This window comes from Rhizobium sp. 0TCS1.26 (genome assembly GCF_050455525.1).
In the GTDB taxonomy this organism is placed as follows: Bacteria; Pseudomonadota; Alphaproteobacteria; order Rhizobiales; family Rhizobiaceae; genus Neorhizobium.
In genome coordinates this window covers 461,346-479,220 of the sequence record NZ_JBCIYV010000002.1, presented here as the reverse complement: position 1 = coordinate 479,220, position 17,875 = coordinate 461,346, and the positions used below count along the sequence as shown (strand labels likewise).

Sequence of the window (17,875 nt, the reverse complement as noted above, 5' to 3'; positions counted from 1 at the left end):
CCGGTTTATCCATGGACATTCATGCCGCCAATCTCGACGTGATGCAGCCTGCCATGCCGGCCGCAGCCCGTCTGCCCAAACCAGCGCTCGGGGCGATCTTCGTCGAGGTGCTGCACGCTGCCGTTTCCGCTTTCGGCGTGAAAGGTGCGGCAGCGCTGTCGCTGGCCGTCTTCCTCTATCTGTTTCTGGAAGAGATCCTGTTTGGCCTGCGCCTCTGGAGCATTCCGGCAGGCGCTGCCGAAACCGGAACCTCGCTGTCGCTGACACTGATCACCGGCGCCTTCGCCGGCCGCCGGCTGATGCGGCCGATGCTGCGGCGCCGGCCGAAGCCGGAGGAACTCGCTCGCGCCTGCCAGATCGTCGAGGCGCAGACCCAGGCAAGCGCCGGACTGGTGCGGCTGGGCGACAAGCAGGTGCTGTTTTCCGATAGCGGCGATGCCTTCATCATGTATGCCTGCAAGGGACGCTCCTGCATCGCCCTGTTCGATCCGGTCGGTCCGCGCCATGCCTGGCAGGACCTGGTGGTGAAGTTCATGGGGCATGCGCGCCAGAGCGGCTATCGCCCGGTCTTCTACCAGGTGTCACCGGACTTCCTGCCGATCGCCGCCGAGACCGGCCTTCGCCCCTACAAGCTCGGCGAGCAGGCGACAGTGGACCTGACGGGCTTCGACATGCGGGGCGGCGACTGGCTGAAGCTGCGCCGGTCGATCAACCGCGCCGAGCGCGACGGGCTGCAGTTCGAACTCATCGCCCAGGATCGGGTGCCGGCCCACATGGCCGAGTTGCGCCAGGTGTCGGATGCCTGGCTGGCGGCCCACAATGCCGCGGAAAAGGGCTTTTCGCTCGGCACGTTCCGGCCCGACTACGTCGCATCCGGCAGTGTCGCGGTGATCAGGATCGACGGTCGCATCGCCGCCTTCGCCAGCCTGCTCACGGGCGGCGGCAAGGGGGAAGCCTTCATCGACCTGATGCGCCACGTGCCGTCGACCCATCGCGGCATGATGGATCTCCTGTTCGTGCGCATCATGGAGCACCTGAAGGCGGATGGCTTCGGCGTGCTGAACCTCGGGATGGCGCCGCTTGCGGGCCTTGCCACCCACCGCCGCGCGCCGCTGTGGAACCGCATCGGCCGGCATATCTTCGAGACCGGCGAGCGCTACTACAACTTCAAGGGCGTGCGCGCCTTCAAGTCGAAGTTCGACCCGGACTGGCAGCCGCGCTACATGGCCGTTTCCGGCAGCGGCATGCCGTTCTCCTCGGCCTGCGACGTGACCATGCTGATTGGCGGCGGCCTGAAGGGCATCCTGCGCAAGTGACACCCGTCCACCCCTCGGGCGCTATCGGTCGCTGACCTCCCAGCGTGGGTTGATCCACGGCTCCTGGTTGGAGCGGGGCAGGGGGTCGCGGCCGAGAATGTGATCGGCGGCCTTCTCTCCGGTCATGATCGACGGGCCGTTGAGGTTGCCGTAGGTGACGTGCGGAAAGATCGACGAGTCGGCGACGCGCAGGCCCTCGACGCCGATGACCTTGGTCGTCGGATCGACGACAGCCATCGGATCGTCTGCGCGGCCCATCCGGCAGGTGCCGCAGGGGTGGTAGGCGCCCTCCAGGTGCTCGGCGAGGAACGCGTCGATCTCCTCGTCGCTCTCTACCCGGTCGCCGGGGGCGATCTCTGACTGGCGGTAGGGGTCGAATGCCTTCTGGGCAAAGATCTCGCGGGTGATGCGCACCGCATGGCGAAACTTCACCCAGTCTTCCGGATCGCTCATGTAGTTGAAGCGCAGCACCGGAGCATCCTTCACGTCCGGCGAGCGCAGCGTCACCGAGCCGCGCGATTTGGACATGTTGTAGCCGACATGCGCCTGGAAGCCGTGCCCCTCGGCCGATGATTTGCCGTCGTAGGAGACTGCGATCGGCAGGAAATGATACTGGATGTCCGGCCATTTGACGCCGGCGGCGGAGCGGATGAAGGCGGCCGCCTCGAACTGGTTCGACGTGCCGAGACCCTTCTTGAAGAACAGCCACTGGGCGCCGACAACACCCTTCCAGAACCAGTTGTTGCGGGCGTGCAGCGTGATCGGCAGCTTCGACTTGAACTGGTGGTAGTATTCGAGGTGATCCTGCAGGTTCTGCCCGACTCCCGGCCGATCGGAGACAACCGGAATGCCCATCTCCTGCAGATGCGCCGCCGGGCCGATGCCAGACAGCATCAGCAGTTTTGGCGAGTTGAAGGCGGACGCTGCGACGATCACCTCGCGGTTGGCGCGGATGACCTCGATTCGTCCGCCAATCTCTACCTCGACGCCGACGGCGCGGCTGCCGTCCATCACGATGCGGCGGGCAAAGCAGCGGATCAGCCGGCAGTTGTCGCGCTTCAGCGCCGGCTTGAGGTAGGCATTGGCCGTTGACCAGCGGCGTCCGGCCCAACTGGTTTGCTCCATCAGGCCAAAGCCTTCCTGATGACTGCCGTTGTAGTCCTCGGTGACCGGAAATCCTGCCTGGCGGCCGGCCTCGATGAAGGCACGGTAGAGCGGATTGCGAACCTCACCGCGCCGTACGTGCAGCGGGCCGTCGGTGCCGCGCCAGCCGTCCTCGCCGCCATGCGCATGCTCCATGCGCTTGAAGTAGGGAAGCACGTCGGCATAGGCCCAGCCCTGTGCGCCCATCTCCTCCCATCGATTGAAGTCTTCCGCATGGCCGCGGACATAGACCATGCCGTTGATCGACGAGGACCCGCCGATCACCTTGCCGCGCGGCGCGATCATCCGGCGATTGTTGAGATGCGGCTCGGGCTCGGACAGATAGCCCCAGTTGTAACGGTTCATGTTCATCGGAAAGGCAAGCGCCGCCGGCATCTGCACGAAGGGACCGATGTCCGATCCGCCGAATTCCAGCACGATGACCGAGTGCCTGCCGTCTTCCGACAGACGATCGGCCATGGCAGCACCTGCCGAGCCGGAACCGATGATGACGAAATCTGCTTGGGTCATTACATCAGGTCCGATCGGTTGAAGATCTATAGCTGCTTGCTATACTGCTGGAATGAAGCAGGTGGAGTACACCCGGGGTGCCAGCAAGGTTTTGGGCCGCATGCAGCCTAAGCGCCGTGACGCAATCCGATCGAAGGTCGATGCCTTCGCGCGTGGCGAGCGGGTCGACGTCAAGAAGTTGAAGGCAAGCCGGCTGTTGAGAATTCGTGTCGGTGACGACCGGGTCATCATCGACGAGCAGACGATGTTGGTCATCGTGGTCGAGGTCGGACCGCGCGGCGGTATCTACAAGGAGTGAGCCATGGGTGAAGTGCGCAAGACGATCATCGACGGCGAGACTTACGTCCTCGTGCCCGAGGAAGACTACGAGGACCTGATCGACACCATCGTGGCTGAGAGAATTATGGCCCGTGTTCGGGCAGGCGAGGAGACCTGGCCGGCGGAACTCGTCTACGAACTGTTCGAAACCGACAGCCGGATCCGCACCTTTCGCACCTACCGCAAGATGACCGTCTCCGAGCTTGCCGAAGCGGCCGGCATTTCGCAGCCCTGTCTGTCCGAGATCGAGAGCGGCAAGAAGACCGGATCCGTGGATGTTCTCAAACGCATCGCTTCCGCGCTCAAGGTGGATCTCGACGACATCGTGATCTGAAGCCCTATACTGCGCTGGCCCTCGGCAGGGCAGAGGGGGGCAAGCTTGTGCGACGTCCAGGCTCATCTCAATACGGCGCTTCGCATTTGCCCATGCCGACATAGACGGTCTTCAACTCAGTGTAGTGCTCCAGCGCGGCAGCCGAATTCTCGCGCCCGAAGCCGGATTGCTTGGAGCCGCCGAACGGCATCTCCACCGGGCAGAGATTGTAGGTGTTGATCCACAGCGTGCCGGCTTCCAGCTGGTCAACCACCCGGTGCGCCCGGGAGATGTCGGCGGTGAAGACGCCGGCCGAAAGACCGAACTCCGTCGCATTGGCACGGGCGATCGCCTCTTCCTCGGTGTCGAAGTCGAGCACGCACATGACCGGCCCGAAGATCTCCTCGCGGGCGATGGTCATCTCGTCGGTGACATCGGCGAACACCGTCGGCTGCACGTAAAAGCCTTCGCCGGAGACGGTGTTGGGAATGCCGCCGCCGGTGACGAGCGTGGCGCCCTCGGCCTTGCCCTTGTCGATATAGCCGAGCACCTTTTCCCGCTGCGCAAACGAAACGAGCGGCCCCATCTGGGTGCGTTCGTCCTGCGGATCGCCGACGACGATCGCTTCCGTGCGGTCCTTCAGCCGCGCCAGGAACGTCTCCTTCCGGCTCCGGTGCACGAAGACGCGCGTGCCGTTGGAGCACACCTGGCCGGTGGAGTAGAAGTTGCCGAGCATGGCGCCCGAAATCGCGCCGTCGATGTCGGCATCCTCAAAGACGATCAACGGCGATTTGCCGCCAAGCTCCATCGTCACGTGCTTCAGCTGGGAAGCCGCAGCGCCCGCCACCTTGCGGCCGGTCGGCACCGAGCCGGTGAGCGAGACCTTGGCGACGTCCGGATGGCCGACGAGCAGAGGGCCCGTGTCGCGGTCTCCCTGGATGACGTTGAAGACGCCTTTCGGCAGGCCCGCCTCGATCAGAATCTCGGCAATCTTGAGCGCGCCGAGTGGCGTCGTCTCCGACGGCTTGAAGACCATTGCATTGCCGGCGGCCAGCGCCGGCGCTGCCTTCCAGCAGGCGATCTGCTGCGGGTAGTTCCACGCGCCGATGCCGGCGACGACCCCGAGCGGCACGCGCTTGGTATAGGCCCAGTCGCCGCCAAGCGGGATCTGGCTGCCGTTCAGCGCAGTTGCCACGATGCCGCCGAAGAACTCGAAACTGTCGGCGCCAGAGGTCGGGTCGGCGACGATCGTCTCCTGGATCGGCTTGCCGGTATCGAGCGTCTCGAGTTCGGAGAGAGCCCGGTTTCTGTCGCGCATGATGTCAGCGGCCCGCTTCAACACCCGGCCGCGGGCCGTCGGGCTCATGGCTGCCCATTGCTTTTGCGCGCGCCGGGCGGATGCGACGGCTTTGTCGACGATGGCAGGCGTTGCCGCATGCAGGCGGGCGATCACCTCGCCGGTGGCCGGATAGATGCTCTCGATCAGCGTTCCGGCATCGTCCTCGACATACTCGCCGTCGATGAAGTGGGAGGCTTTCGGTTGGGCTCTCATGTCGGGTCTCCGGGTACGGATGGGCGGTGTGAAGCCGTCTGCAGAAGCTGTGCCGTGACGTAATCCTCGACCAGCGCGACGGACGCCTCGATCGACAGCGGCGCCGCCTTCAGCGATTGGCGGATGTAGAGGCCGTCGATCAGCGCTGCGGCACCTTCGCCGATGCGCGCTGCATCCGACGGCGGAGACAGCCCGTTCAGCCCCGACAGGAGGTTGGAATGCAGCCGCCGCGCGTAAAGCGCCAGCAGCCGGCGAACCTCTTCGGAACGCTGTGCCTCGGAAAAGAAGGCAAGCCAGGCGGCGACCACTGCCGGTGCGAACTGATCGGCCTGGAAGGACACGCGCACGACGGCCGAAACCCTGCCGCGGGGCGTTTCCGCCGCCCGGAGCGCGGCCACCGCATCGGCATGCAACTGGCGCAGCACCGAGCGGATCGTTTCCAGCAGCAACTGATCCTTGGAGCCGAAATAATGATGGGCAAGCGCCGGCGACACACCCGCCTCGCGGGCGATGTCGGACATCGTCACGCTCAGTGAGCCGTGATGGCCGATCGTCTTCAAGGCGGCATTGACCAGCGCCTTGCGGCGGATCGGCTCCATTCCAAGCTTGGGCATGATGATCTCCTGAAGCTGCAAACCTAATCTTGATTGACTGACCAATCAACGAAAATCGCCGGTCGTCCAACTGTCATGAAAGCTTCATCCAAACGTCATGCTGCGGAAAGACTTCATTGAGGATTGGCATGTGAGCTTCGCGCGAATTTCAGGGGCTTGGAGTGGCAGGATCCGGTATGGCGAGCGCAATGCCGCTTGAGACGAATGTCGTCAGGCGATTTACGGAGGATAGGTTGCTGCCGCTCTCGAAGCTGGTGCTCGAGACGGCGTTCCAGCCGATCGTCGAGCTGTCCACCGGCCGTGTCTTCGGCTACGAGACGCTGATGCGCGGCCACGAAAGGCTGGGCTTCGACACGCCCGTCGACCTTCTCGATTCGGCTGCAGGTTCGGGCCAGATCCTCGCCCTCGAGCAGATGCTCGCCGCCCGCTCGCTGGCCAAGTTCTCGACGCTGCCGGATTTCGCCTCCAGCACGCTGTTCATCAATCTCGACGGACGGTTGATCCGCGAGGGCAACTTCATCCTCGACCGGCTTGTGCAGCACCTGCGCAAGACCAACATTCCGCCGTCGTCGATCTGCTTTGAACTGTCCGAGCGCTTCGACAACACCAGCGAACCGGAATTCGCCGACCTGGTGGCGCGGCTGCGCAAGGCCGGCTTCAAGCTGGCCATCGATGATTTCGGCGTCGGCCACGCGGAGATCAAGCTGCTCTGCGATTTTGCCGTTGATTACCTGAAGATCGACCGGCACTTCATCGCCGGCCTGGATGCCAGCCCGCGCAAGCGCCACCTGGTGCGCAACATCGTCAACATCGCCCATGTGCTCGGCATCCGGGTGATCGCCGAGGGCGTCGAGACCGAAGCCGAATGTGTTGCCTGCCGCGATATCGGCATCGATCTGGTGCAGGGCTGGTTCATCGCCCGGCCGACCACCTTCGTCAATGAACTGCAGCCGTCGTTTCCGCATCTGGCAGAGCTTGGCCGGGGCAAGCGCTCCAGCCACTCGCTCGACGAGATCCTCATCCGCAAGCAGATCGAGATGCTGCCGACGGTCTACGAGCACGAGAGCGTCGACAGCGTCTTCGAGCTGTTCCGCAGCAATCCGCGGCAGTCGTTCTTTCCGGTCCTCAACGCCAATGACGAGCCGCGCGGTATTATCAGCGAGTATCACCTGAAGGAATACATCTACCGGCCGTTCGGCCGGGATCTACTGAAGAACAAGATCTACGAACGGTCGATCTCGCAGTTCGTCGAGGCGGCGCCGATCGTTGGTCTGGATGCCAATGCCGAGCGGCTGATGACGATCTTCGCCGATATGGACGGCAGCGAATGCGTCATCCTGACGGAAAACATGCGCTATGCGGGCATCGTCTCCGCGGCCTCGCTGATCCGGGTGATCAACGAGAAGCAGCTGAAGCTGGCGCAGGATCAGAACCCTCTGACGGGCCTGCCCGGCAACCGCGCCATCCGTGATTTCATGCAGGAATTCGGCCGCGACGACGACCAGGCGCGCTACTTCTGCTACTGCGATTTCGATCACTTCAAGCCGTTCAACGACCACTACGGCTTCCAGGCGGGCGACCACGCCATCACCCTGTTCTCGGCGCTGATGAAGCGCTACTTCTTCGGCAACGGCGATTTCCTCGGGCATATCGGCGGAGACGATTTCTTCATCGGCCTGCGGGGCTGGAAGCAGGACGACCTGGCGGTGATCCTCGAACGCCTGTCGTCGGATTTCCATGAGGATGTGCTCGGCCTCTACTCGCCCGAGGATCGCGCTTCAGGCAGCATTCGCGGTCATGACCGCAACGGCACCGAGCGCGATTTTCCGATGCTGCGCTGTTCGATCGGCGTGCTGGAACTGCCCGAGGGCCTGGTGCTCGAGGATGTCGGCGCCATCAGCGCCGCGATCGCGACCGTCAAGGGGCGTGCCAAGGACAGCGAGGACGGCCTGGTGTTCAGCCGGTTCGGCAGCGCCGACTGAAGCTCTGCATGAGACGCCGCGTCACGACGCCGCCTTCCCAAGTGCGAGCCGATGTCCTACATCCGCAAGCTTACCCGATGCCCGCATCCCGGAGGACGCTTTCGATGACCTTGTCGAGTTCCATGACGCTGCCGAGCTCAATGCGCCATGTCGATCTTCCCTCGTTCGGCGGCCCCGAGGTCATGACCTTCACCTCCGGCCCGCTGCCGCAGCCGAAACCCGGCGAAATCCTGGTGCAGGTGGAGGCGGTCGGCGTCAACCGGCCGGATGTCGCGCAGCGGCAGGGAAACTACCCGCCGCCCAAGGATGCGAGCCCGATCCTCGGCCTCGAAGTGGCCGGCAAGGTCGTGGCGCTCGGCGAGGGCTTCCAGGACTTTGCCATCGGCGACGAGGTCTGCGGGCTGGCGAATGGCGGCGCCTATGCCGAGTACTGCACGCTGCCCGCCGGCCAGGCCCTGCGCTTCCCGCGCGGCTACGACGCGGTGAAGGCGGCCGCGGTTCCGGAAACCTTCTTCACGGTCTGGGCCAATCTCTTCCAGATGGCCGGTCTCACGGAGGGCGAGAGCGTCCTGATCCATGGCGGTTCGTCGGGCATCGGCACGACAGCCATCCAGCTCGCCAGGGCGTTCGGCGCCACGGTCTACACGACTGCCGGCTCGGCGGAAAAATGCGCCGCTTGCGAGAAGATCGGCGCCACCCGCGCCATCAACTACAAGACCGAGGATTTCGTCGAGGTCGTCCAGCAACTGACCGAGGGGCAGGGCGTCGACGTCATCCTCGACATGATCGGCGCCGCCTATTTCGAGAAGAACATCGGGGCGCTGGCAAAAGACGGCTGCCTGTCGATGATTGCCTTCCTCGGCGGGCGTGTTGCCGAAAACGTCAATCTCGCGCCGATCATGGTCAAGCGCCTGACGATTACCGGCTCGACCATGCGGCCGCGCACGGCGGAGGAAAAGCGCGCCATCCGCGACGAGCTCCTGTCGCAGGTCTGGCCGCTGCTGGAAGCCGGAACCGTGGCGCCCGTCATCCATGCGGTGATGCCGTTCGATCAGGTCGTCGACGCCCACCGGCTGATGGAAAGCAGCAGCCATATCGGCAAGATCGTGCTGAAGGTGAGGTAGAGCGAAGTCAGCGAAGGTCGCCGTCCAGAAGCGGGCGCTCACGTTCTTGCGCCGTACCCCAGCTGTCCATCCACTCCAGCACATCCTCTCCGTCGGCACCGATGTCGCGGTCGGCATCGGCCGTCGCTGCCTTCATGTCCTCGTGCCAGCGCGCCCGGTCCTTCAGGAACCGCTCCACTGCGGTGCTGACGAGTTCCTGCCGTGACAGGCCGGTGATCCGGGCGACATCGTCAATCTCGGAGGCTACGCTGTCCGGTAACGTGATTTCGAACTTCGTCATATTTCGTGCCTTGCGCAATCGCGGGAGCGCACCTACCTTAATCCCAACATCAACGTAACGAAAGGAAGGTGATCCAATGTCTAATGAGATTTCGGTCTGCAAGTCGGACAATGGAAAGGTTACGGTTCTGACGGGGCAGCCCTCGGCCTAACCCGCACTTTCCTCGGAGCCTGACGGCTCTTGCCGTCGCTCCGGTCTGGTAACACAGGCCAAACTCATGGAAGGGTCGCGAAAGCGGCCCTTTTCCTTTTTCATGCCTTGAGATCATCAATCGTAGATGTGGCGACGATGTCCAAGATCGATGACGAGAACAACCACCTCGGCATCCTTGATGCGGCAGATCAATCGGTAATCTCCGACGCGGAAGCGCCATCTGCCCTTGAGTGATCCGGTCAGGGCTTGCCGTAGTGTCTGGGATTGGGAGCCGGGCCAATACGGTGATCCAGATAGTCCAGGATCGACCGAGCCGTCTGTCGATCGAGTTTTTCGAGCTTCCTGAGTGCGGTTGCGGTGTACTCAATCGTCCAGGGCAAGTTTGCGTCTCACCTCCTGCGACCGGTAGACGCGTTCGGCACCCGAGGCGATGCGGGCCTCGATTTCGTCGGCGGCAAGGTCTGCCTCGATTTCCGAAAGCCCCTCGAGAACAATCATGGAAAGGAGCTCCTCGAGGCTCCTGTCCGTGCGGCTGGCAAGCAGCGCGAGCCGTTTCTCGATATCCGGTGAAAGCGTGATGACCTGGTTCATGGTGCAGCATCCCTTCGGCACAGCAAGCATACTTCAGAGGAGCGTGAGTTTCAAACGCCAAGCCTTCCGAACGCCGGGATCTTGATCCCGGGCCGGGCGAGATCGAGGCCGGCCACGAGACCGAGGAAGTGCACCTCGAAGCCGCTCCTCCAGCCCGCCGAAACGCCTATCAGACCACGGATCGTCAGGTGGATGTCGCGCCAGTCGTCGTCGATGTGCAGGAACTCGCCGTCCGGCAGATAGTCGCGACCCACCGCATGCGGCGGCAGCACCGCATCGATGTCCGGCACGGTGCGCAGCACGAAGGCGACGAAGGTGTTGGAGTTCGGACCCGGCCAGATCGTATAGCCGCCCGGTTCCGCATAGGGATAGGCGGCGATCGCCCCCTCGATCTTGGGGATCAGCAGCTCCGCCTGGCTGCCGGTGACCGCCCTTACCAGCTGCGGCCTGTTCGAATACCAGAAGGCGTCGGCCGAGCGGTGATTGCGCCGGATCGGTGAACCCCATCCGACCTTGTCGTAGCGGATGTAGGTCTTGGCGCCCTTGGCCTTGGTGACGATCCACGAATGGCTGGCGACAGCACCCTTCAGGCCGCCGGTGGCCGCCGAGAAGATGTAGATCGCCGCATCCACGCTCGCCTCGGGCTGCGGCAGGATGCCGGCCGAACCCCAGTTGGCCTCGCTCCAGCGCGCCGGCCTGTCCTGCAGCGCCCACCATCCGGCCGAGGCGAAGGTCGGAAGCAGGTAGAGGGCGAGGATGGCGATCAGCAATGGCTTCAAGGCTTTCATATCCTGTCTCTGCGCCCGGTTTTTTTGCGCGGAGCCGATTGGGCTTTCGTTTGAGGCGCGCTATGACCGGAGCAAAGCAGCATCTTCAGGGCAGGCCCATGCAAAATCCCGTTACCGTCGAAATCACCCGCGGCAATCGCGTCGAAAGCCGTCATCGCGGCATGGCCGTCGTCATCGACGGTGCCGGCAAGGTTCTCTTCTCCGCCGGCGAGGTCGACGCGCCGGTGTTTCCGCGCTCCGCCTGCAAGGCGATGCAGGCGCTGCCGCTGATCGAAAGCGGAGCGGCGGATGCCTTCGGTCTGTCGCAAAAGGAGCTGGCGCTATCCTGCGCATCGCATTCCGGCGAGGAGGAGCACGTCAACACCGCAGCCGGCATGCTTCGCAAGGCCGGCCGCGATCTGACGGTGCTTGAATGCGGCGCCCACTGGTCGTCCGACCAGCAGACGCTGATCCGCCAGGCGCGCACGCTCGATGCGCCGACGGCGCTGCACAACAACTGCTCGGGCAAGCATTCCGGCTTCATCTGCACCTGCGTCCAGTCGGGCTGGGATCCGGCCGGCTATGTCGGCTACGACCACCGGCTGCAGGCGCAAATCCGCGACGTCATGGAAAACCTGACGGGCGCGTCTCTCGGTACCGACAATTGCGGCACCGACGGCTGCTCCATCCCCACCTATGCGGTGCCGCTCAGGGGCCTGGCGCACGGCTTTGCGAAGATGCTGACGGGTGAGGGCCTGGCTGCCGGACGCGCCGTCGCCTCCCGGCGTCTGATCGAGGCCTGCATGGCCGAACCCTTCTACGTCGCCGGCACCAACCGCGCCTGCACGCGTCTGATGCAGGTGGCGCCCGGCAAGATCTTCGCCAAGACCGGTGCCGAGGGCGTCTTTGTCGCGGCGCTTCCGGAGCAGGGCGTGGCTATTGCCGTCAAATGCGAGGACGGCACGACGCGCGCTGCCGAGGCGATGATCTTCGCGCTGATCGCCCGCCAGTTCGAGCCGGGCAGCGAGATCCGCGAGACGCTGATGGGCATGGCCAATCGCGACATGAAGAATTGGAACGGTCTGCATGTCGGCGAGGTCAGAGTGACCGACGCGCTCTTCGGGTGAGCAGACAGGCGCGCCTTTGTCGCAACATATGGGGTGAACGGCGGCCCTCTCGTGTTCAAATACTCTCGCCGATCCGTGCGGTGCCCGTCTGGCCGTTGTCGCGGATCCATTTGAGCGTCGTCGCGCCGGTCCGGTAGAGCTCGAAGCACATCGGCGCGCCCTTGTACCAGGTGGTAAACTGCTGGCAGAGTCGGTCGTCCTTGATCCACCATCTGCCGGTATCCTTGGGCTTTGCCAGCCGGCCGAGACCCACCGCTTCTCCGGATCCGTCCACGACGCCGGAACGGCGGTAGTTCAGCGGGAACTCGCCGCCCATCGGAGCGGCAAGATAGATCCGCTTGCCGATGATCATCTTCTGGATGTCAGACGCGGAATAGGCCTGCTCGGCAGCGGCGAGCGGACGGGTCGCCAGGCCGACTGCGGCACTGGTGACGGCGACGATGACTATGCCGGCGCGCAGCGCGTATTGAAACCGATCGGTCATGATTGGCCTCCGGATGTTGGACTCGGGGCTTATAGACGCAGCCGAGGCCCCTCTGGATCACCGCGCTCGATCGCCACCCTGCATCGCCGCCGCCAAATGCGCCTTCGGGGCTGTCATGCGTGCTTCTGGGAACGCCCTGCCAATGCTACACATGCGGCAGACATACGGAGGATCTTCATGCACACACTGTTCTTCTCCCCCGGCGCCTGTTCGCAGGCAAGCCACATCGCGCTCATCGAAGCCGGATTGCCGTTTGAACTGAAGCGGCTGAAGCTCAAGGAGGGAGAGCAGCGCGGCGACGATTTCCTGAAGGTCAACCCGAAGGGCCGCGTGCCGGCGCTGGTGACCGAGCGCGGCACGCTGACCGAGACGCCGGCGATCCTCGGCTACATCGCCCAGATGGCGCCGGATAAGCAGCTGGCGCCGCTCGACGACCCCTTCGATCTGGCGCGGATGCAGGCCTTCAACAGCTTCATCTGCTCGACCGTGCACGTCAACCACGCCCACGGGCCGCGCGGCAGTCGCTGGGCTGACGAGCCGACCTCGCTGGAGGACATGAAGCGCAAGGTGCCGCAGACCATGCGCGACAGCTTCCGCCTGATCGAGGACGGCATGCTGGTTGGTCCGTTCGTCATGGGCGAAGCCTATACGGTCGCCGACATCTATCTCTATGTGATGTCGAGCTGGCTGAAGTCCGACGGCGTCGATATCGCCGAATTCCCACGCGTCGAGGATCACTTCCGTCGCATGTCGGAGCGCCCGGCCGTGAAGGCAGCGCTGGCAGCCGAAGCGGTGGCCTGAGCCTGAGGCGTCAGCTGTTCGTTCGCTAATGTTGACGGACAGCGGCGGGCCGGATAGTTCTTTGCGTTGCAAGGGTCAGCAGTTCACCCAGGCGTCACCGCCCGGCCGTTACAGGCCGGGAGCTAAACCTGCCAGACAATCTTCTCATCACGACGGGTCTGTCCCTCGTGCCGGGTCGGAAGACGGTGACCACCGACAGTTTTTCGACGGCACGATCAAAGGACGAACGATGTCGAAGACAATCCTTTCCCTCATGGTGCCTGATGTTTCGGCACTGGCCAAAACGCTCGGCCGCGAACTCGGTGAGCGCAACGCTCCGCCGAGCCATGTGGAACTTCTGAACATCCTGGCGCGCGGCGCCGGCTTTCGCAATTTCCAGCATCTGAAGGCGGATGCCAGTGCGGGCCAGCGGCTTGCTGCGCCGCCGGCGACCGTCGATCCGGAGCCTGTCGATCAAAGGCGGATCGAGCAGGTGCTGCGGTGCTTCGATGCCGAAGGGGTGATGCTGCGCTGGCCGAAGAAGACCTCGCAGCAGAAGCTGGCGCTCTGGTGGTGCTGGGCAGCGCTTCCGGCGCGGCGGGATCTCACCGAGCCGGAGGTGAACGCGGTGCTGAAGCGGCTGAACGGGTTCGGCGACCATGTGCTCATTCGCCGTGAACTGATCGACTGGGGCATGGTCTCCCGCTCCGCCGACTGCAAAAACTACCGGCGGATCGAAACGCGCCCGCCGGCAGAGGCGGCGCACCTCATCCGCCACCTGCAGGACCGCATCCGGTCACAGGTGGCGCCGAGGCCGTCCAACCGGCCGCCGCTCAGACCGGTCCGGACGCCGGCTCCGCCAGCCGCTTCTCCCACATCGCCTTGAACGCCGGGCGGGCCTGGCAGCGCTCCAGCCAGGCCTTCACCGCCGGGCGCGCATCGAACATCGGCTGATGCGGCTGCGCGTAGCGGACGATCTCCGCGACGTTGACATCGGCGACCGTGAACCGGTCGCCGACCATCCAGGTCTTGTCGGCAAGATGCGCTTCCATCACGTCGAACGGCCGCTTCAGGCTGCGTGCCGCGACCTCGATCACCGCCTTCGTCTCGTCGGTCTGTTCGCCGAGCGAGGCCGACGAGATCTTCAGCGCATTGGCTTCCATCTCGGTGGCGGCCGTCAACGACCACTGCATCATCGCCGCGTCTTCAACCAGATCCTTTGGCGCCAGCGCGCCGCCGTACTTCTTCGCCAGGTAGAGGTTGATGGCGAGCGACTCGTGGACGATGACGCCGTCGTCGTCGATCGACGGGATGCTGCCCATCGGGTTGATGGCGACGAAGGCCGGCGACAGGGTGTTGATCGGCGCATCGGCGGCCAGCGGGTCTTCCAGACGCTTCGCCTGCAGAACGGGAACGTGGTCGACGGCAAGACCGATCTCGCCGGCGAGCCAGAGAGTGCGGGTCGCGCGCGAGCGGTAGGCGCCGTAGATCGTCAGCATTGTGGACATTCCTGTTTCGGGACTGCCGGCAACCTATGCCGGGCGCGGCCGGCGCGGAAGGGTATGTCCGGTGAAGTGTCGATGATTTTTGTCGATGGGAGAGGGGCCGGCGGAAACCAGCGCCGTGTTCAGCTGGAGCGGTTGCCGGAGATCGCCAGATGCGCGAAGCCGGAAGCGCCGTCGACGAGGTCGCGGGTTGCCGCATCGTGCCAGCGATAGCCGACGATCGCGCCCTTCGGCGTCTCGTCGAACAGGTTGTTGGCGATCAGTGCCTGGCCGGCATCCTCGACCACCGACACCGCCATGCCGGTCTGTGCCCGGCGGATGATGTTGCCGGAGGCCAGCACGTTGCGCAGATAGGGTCCCCAGCCGACCAGCATGCCGAAGCGCGCGATGTTCTCCACGACATTGCCGGTGATGGCCGCATCCGCCTCTGCGCTGATGCCGAAGCCGAAGCCGACATTGTCGTGCACGTAGGGGCCGTCGGCCGAGATGTTGCGGACCATGTTGTTGGCGATCGTCGCCAGCCGTCCACCGCTGTCGAAATTGACGACCGAGATGCCGTTCGCTGCGCCGTCGATGAGGTTGCCGGTGACCATGGCACCCTCGAAGCCGAACTCCGAATAGATCGCCGTTTCGCCGCTCTCGAGGCACTGGTTGTCGAAGATCTGCACGTCGGAGGCGGCATTGGCGCGGATGGCGGAAAACGCGGCGCCGCTGATGTGATTGCCGCCGACCATGACGTTGTCGGCACGAAACACGTTGATGGCATTGCCGAACGGGCCGGTGCCGCCGTTCGCCGCGCGGATGTCGGTGATCCGGTTGCCGGTGACGATGGTGCCGTCGCGGCCCTTCTGCAGCCGGTGCACGAGGATGCCACCATTGCCGCAGGCGCTCACCCGATTGCCGGAGATCGTCGTCTCGCGCCCGTCGACGGCATAGAGCGCGTAATCCGCAGCACCCGAGATCCGGTTGCCGGCAATCCGCGCGGCGCACCGTTCCAGATGCAGCGCGCTTTTCGACGCGCCGACGATGTCACAATTGTCGATGATCAGTTCGCCGACATCGCTTGCATGCAAAAGGGCAGGAGCCTCTCCACCGAGCCGGGCATTGCCGCCGTCGATGATGAGGTTGGAAAGCTCGGCCCGCCGCAGCCGCCGCGCCGTCAGCATCGATCCGGCGCCGGTGTAGAGGAGCCGCGAGGCGCCCGCTACGCCCGACAGCCGCAGATTGTCCGGCAGGTCCAAAGCCTCGACCGGATAGGTGCCGGGCGGCAGGAAGACCGGCGTGTTGTCGGCCGCCGCCCGCTTGAGCATCGCCGCAAACCGGGTGCCTGAAAGCTCGCCCGGCTTCGGCGTCACGCCATAAGGGGCAGCATCCAGCGAGCCGCGCAGATCCGTCTCGCCCCGTAAGGTTCGCGGTGCCGCAAGTGCCGGAGCGGTGCTGCCAAGCGTGAGCAGCGCCATCCCCTGCACCAGCCGTCGTCGCGATAGAAATGATCCAGTCACCATGCACCCTTCGAAGCAGGAACCATGCCATGAACCTGTGCCATCCTGATACGCTTCGCTGGACGGTGCGGGGGGCTGTGGCGATGCGAGGGGCGAGCGACAGACATTCTTAACGACGGCGGCCGGATTGCTTTCAGGGGTGCTTGAGAGACGGGCGAACGAGCACACTTAGCGAACCTCAGGCCGGGCGGACTTACCCGGTCGATCGGCATGCGGTCTTCCTTCGGAAGGGCGCTGGCCATCACATCAGGAGGCCCGTTCATGACTGACACTACCGCCGCACATTCGGCTGGTCCGGTCGAGGCCGCCACCCTTGATCAACTGCTGCGGCAACTGATCCGCATTGCGACGGCCGCCGATATCGACAGCGATGCAAGCCTCGCGATCCAGTCGCTCGACGCCCGCCAGTTGCTCGACCAGTTCCCGCAATCGCTGTTGCTGAAGGACAGGCGCGGTCGCTACGTCTTCGCCAACGCTCCGGCGCTTGCCGCGGCAGGGCTTGCCTCGGAGGAGGAGCTGTTCGGCCGTACCGTGTTCGATCTCGATATGATGGAGAGCGAGGTTGCCGAGCAGCGCTTCCTGCTCGAGCAGCAGCTGATGGCCGATGGCGTGGCCTTCGAGCAGGAGGAAACCTTTGGCCGCGGCGCCGAGGGCAGCCTCTGGTACCTCACCACCCGCACGCCGATGCGCAACGAGGAGGGCCAGGTCGTCGGCCTCATCGTCATGGCGCGCGACATTACCGAGCGAAAGCGCCAGGAGGATTTGAACCGCGGCCAGGCGACGGTGCTGGAAATGGTGGCCCGCGGCCGGCCCCTGAAGGCGATCCTGACGGCGCTGTGCGGGCTCGTCCAGCAGCAGCTGCAGGGCGTTACGGCCTCGGTCCTGCTCTTTGATCCGGACATCAACCAGCTGCGGCACGGCGCATCTCCCGACCTGCCGGACGCCTTCTCGCGGCTGGTCGACGGTATCGAGATCGGCCCGCAGGCCGGCTCCTGTGGCGCCGCCGCCTGGCGCCGCCAGACCATCGTCACCACCGATATCGACAGCGATCCGCTGTGGGATGGCTGCCGCAAGATCGCTGCGATGTTCGGCTTGCGCTCCTGCTGGTCGACGCCGATCATTGCCGTCGGCGAAGAGGTGCTGGGAACGCTTGCGCTGTATTCGAAGACGGTGCGGGCACCGACGCCGCGCGAGGCGGAGATCAGCGCCATGGCAGCGGACCTTGCGGGCATCGCCATCGAACGGGCGCGCAACGAGCAGCGCATCCACCACATGGCGCATCACGATCCGCTGACCGGCCTGCCGAACCGGGCTCTGTTCTGGCCGAAATTCGGCCGGGCACTGTCCGACGCGCGCCGCGAAGGCCGCAAGATCATCGTCGCCTATATCGATCTCGACAACTTCAAGCAGATCAACGACACGCTGGGCCATGCGATCGGGGACGAGGTGCTGCGAACGATCGCCAACCGGATGCTGAATTCGGTGCGGCCCAGCGATCTGGTCGTGCGGCTGGGGGGCGACGAGTTCGCCATCGTCTTCAGCCATATCAATCAGGATCGCCCGGCCGTCGTGCGGCGCCTTCAGCATGTCCGTGCCTCTATCTCGGCGCCGGTAAGCGTCGATGATGCCGAGATCAGCGCCACATGCAGCATGGGCGTCGCCTTCTATCCAGGTGACGGCGATACGCCGGAAGCGCTGCTCGCCAGCGCCGACCGCGCCATGTACGACGCAAAGCGCGGCGGGCGCGATGCGCTGCGACTGTCCGCCACCGGCTGAAGCACGTCGTGAAGGTT

General features: G+C 64.6%; 19 protein-coding genes. 9 read left to right on the top strand and 10 right to left on the bottom strand.

Features of this window, described 5'->3' with window-relative positions:
* Nucleotides 1-11: 11 nt before the first annotated feature.
* Nucleotides 12-1,316, top strand: a complete 1,305-nt coding sequence (locus tag AAIH46_RS09530) for a phosphatidylglycerol lysyltransferase domain-containing protein (protein ID WP_430305613.1) — start codon at nt 12-14, stop codon at nt 1,314-1,316.
* Between the two features lie 21 nt (nt 1,317-1,337).
* Here AAIH46_RS09530 and betA read toward each other — a convergent pair whose 3' ends face one another.
* Complete coding sequence (betA, locus tag AAIH46_RS09525) at nt 1,338-2,990, bottom strand: choline dehydrogenase (RefSeq protein ID WP_430305612.1); 1,653 nt, start codon at nt 2,988-2,990, stop codon at nt 1,338-1,340.
* Between the two features lie 100 nt (nt 2,991-3,090).
* Here betA and AAIH46_RS09520 point away from each other — a divergent pair, with 100 nt between their 5' ends.
* Both AAIH46_RS09520 and AAIH46_RS09515 read left to right on the top strand, forming a co-directional pair.
* Complete coding sequence (locus AAIH46_RS09520; RefSeq protein WP_430305611.1) at nt 3,091-3,288, top strand: type II toxin-antitoxin system RelE family toxin; 198 nt, start codon at nt 3,091-3,093, stop codon at nt 3,286-3,288.
* Nucleotides 3,289-3,291: 3 nt separating this feature from the next.
* Nucleotides 3,292-3,642 carry a helix-turn-helix domain-containing protein gene (locus tag AAIH46_RS09515; RefSeq protein WP_430305610.1) on the top strand — a complete coding sequence of 117 codons (351 nt, stop codon included), beginning with the start codon at nt 3,292-3,294 and terminating at the stop codon, nt 3,640-3,642.
* Nucleotides 3,643-3,709: 67 nt separating this feature from the next.
* Here AAIH46_RS09515 and betB read toward each other — a convergent pair whose 3' ends face one another.
* Together betB and betI are read right to left on the bottom strand one after the other, a co-directional pair.
* Nucleotides 3,710-5,173, bottom strand: a complete 1,464-nt coding sequence (gene betB / locus AAIH46_RS09510) for a betaine-aldehyde dehydrogenase (RefSeq protein ID WP_430305609.1) — start codon at nt 5,171-5,173, stop codon at nt 3,710-3,712.
* Nucleotides 5,170-5,787 (bottom strand): transcriptional regulator BetI, encoded by a 618-nt coding sequence (betI, locus tag AAIH46_RS09505; RefSeq protein WP_430305608.1) that lies wholly within the window; start codon nt 5,785-5,787, stop codon nt 5,170-5,172. The genes betB and betI overlap by 4 nt, the downstream gene beginning before the upstream one ends.
* A gap of 188 nt (nt 5,788-5,975) precedes the next feature.
* On the opposite strand from betI, the gene AAIH46_RS09500 reads away from it, so the two are divergent.
* Nucleotides 5,976-7,769, top strand: a complete 1,794-nt coding sequence (locus AAIH46_RS09500; protein WP_430306532.1) for a bifunctional diguanylate cyclase/phosphodiesterase — start codon at nt 5,976-5,978, stop codon at nt 7,767-7,769.
* Between the two features lie 122 nt (nt 7,770-7,891).
* Nucleotides 7,892-8,893, top strand: coding sequence for an NAD(P)H-quinone oxidoreductase (locus AAIH46_RS09495; protein ID WP_430306531.1), 1,002 nt, complete (start codon nt 7,892-7,894; stop codon nt 8,891-8,893).
* Between the two features lie 7 nt (nt 8,894-8,900).
* On the opposite strand, the gene AAIH46_RS09490 is transcribed toward AAIH46_RS09495, so the two are convergent.
* From AAIH46_RS09490 to AAIH46_RS09475, 4 genes are all read right to left on the bottom strand, one after another.
* A complete protein-coding gene (locus AAIH46_RS09490; protein WP_430305607.1) occupies nt 8,901-9,173 on the bottom strand; it encodes a hypothetical protein in 273 nt (90 codons plus the stop codon).
* A 267-nt stretch (nt 9,174-9,440) separates the two neighbouring features.
* Nucleotides 9,441-9,569: a type II toxin-antitoxin system RelE family toxin gene (locus AAIH46_RS09485; RefSeq protein ID WP_430306530.1), complete on the bottom strand. Its 129-nt coding sequence runs from the start codon at nt 9,567-9,569 to the stop codon at nt 9,441-9,443.
* Nucleotides 9,570-9,689: 120 nt separating this feature from the next.
* Nucleotides 9,690-9,917 carry a hypothetical protein gene (locus AAIH46_RS09480; protein WP_430305606.1) on the bottom strand — a complete coding sequence of 76 codons (228 nt, stop codon included), beginning with the start codon at nt 9,915-9,917 and terminating at the stop codon, nt 9,690-9,692.
* A 50-nt stretch (nt 9,918-9,967) separates the two neighbouring features.
* On the bottom strand, nt 9,968-10,705 hold the full coding sequence (locus AAIH46_RS09475) for a DUF3750 domain-containing protein (RefSeq protein ID WP_430305605.1): 738 nt from the start codon (nt 10,703-10,705) through the stop codon (nt 9,968-9,970).
* 98 nt (nt 10,706-10,803) lie between these two features.
* On the opposite strand from AAIH46_RS09475, the gene AAIH46_RS09470 reads away from it, so the two are divergent.
* Nucleotides 10,804-11,811 carry an asparaginase gene (locus tag AAIH46_RS09470; RefSeq protein WP_430305604.1) on the top strand — a complete coding sequence of 336 codons (1,008 nt, stop codon included), beginning with the start codon at nt 10,804-10,806 and terminating at the stop codon, nt 11,809-11,811.
* 55 nt (nt 11,812-11,866) lie between these two features.
* Here AAIH46_RS09470 and AAIH46_RS09465 read toward each other — a convergent pair whose 3' ends face one another.
* On the bottom strand, nt 11,867-12,295 hold the full coding sequence (locus AAIH46_RS09465; protein WP_430305603.1) for a hypothetical protein: 429 nt from the start codon (nt 12,293-12,295) through the stop codon (nt 11,867-11,869).
* A 177-nt stretch (nt 12,296-12,472) separates the two neighbouring features.
* Between AAIH46_RS09465 and AAIH46_RS09460 the strand changes: the two genes are divergently transcribed.
* Both AAIH46_RS09460 and AAIH46_RS09455 read left to right on the top strand, forming a co-directional pair.
* The gene (locus AAIH46_RS09460; RefSeq protein ID WP_430305602.1) at nt 12,473-13,096 is read left to right on the top strand and encodes a glutathione S-transferase family protein; all 624 of its coding nucleotides are present in this window, start codon (nt 12,473-12,475) and stop codon (nt 13,094-13,096) included.
* Nucleotides 13,097-13,325: 229 nt separating this feature from the next.
* Nucleotides 13,326-13,961 (top strand): DUF2087 domain-containing protein, encoded by a 636-nt coding sequence (locus AAIH46_RS09455; protein ID WP_430305601.1) that lies wholly within the window; start codon nt 13,326-13,328, stop codon nt 13,959-13,961.
* On the opposite strand, the gene AAIH46_RS09450 is transcribed toward AAIH46_RS09455, so the two are convergent.
* Complete coding sequence (locus tag AAIH46_RS09450; RefSeq protein ID WP_430305600.1) at nt 13,909-14,574, bottom strand: glutathione S-transferase family protein; 666 nt, start codon at nt 14,572-14,574, stop codon at nt 13,909-13,911. The two genes, AAIH46_RS09455 and AAIH46_RS09450, sit on opposite strands and share 53 nt — an antisense overlap.
* Before the next feature lie 128 nt (nt 14,575-14,702).
* Complete coding sequence (locus AAIH46_RS09445) at nt 14,703-16,085, bottom strand: TIGR03808 family TAT-translocated repetitive protein (RefSeq protein ID WP_430305599.1); 1,383 nt, start codon at nt 16,083-16,085, stop codon at nt 14,703-14,705.
* 258 nt (nt 16,086-16,343) lie between these two features.
* On the opposite strand from AAIH46_RS09445, the gene AAIH46_RS09440 reads away from it, so the two are divergent.
* Complete coding sequence (locus AAIH46_RS09440; RefSeq protein WP_430305598.1) at nt 16,344-17,858, top strand: diguanylate cyclase domain-containing protein; 1,515 nt, start codon at nt 16,344-16,346, stop codon at nt 17,856-17,858.
* Nucleotides 17,859-17,875: the final 17 nt, after the last annotated feature.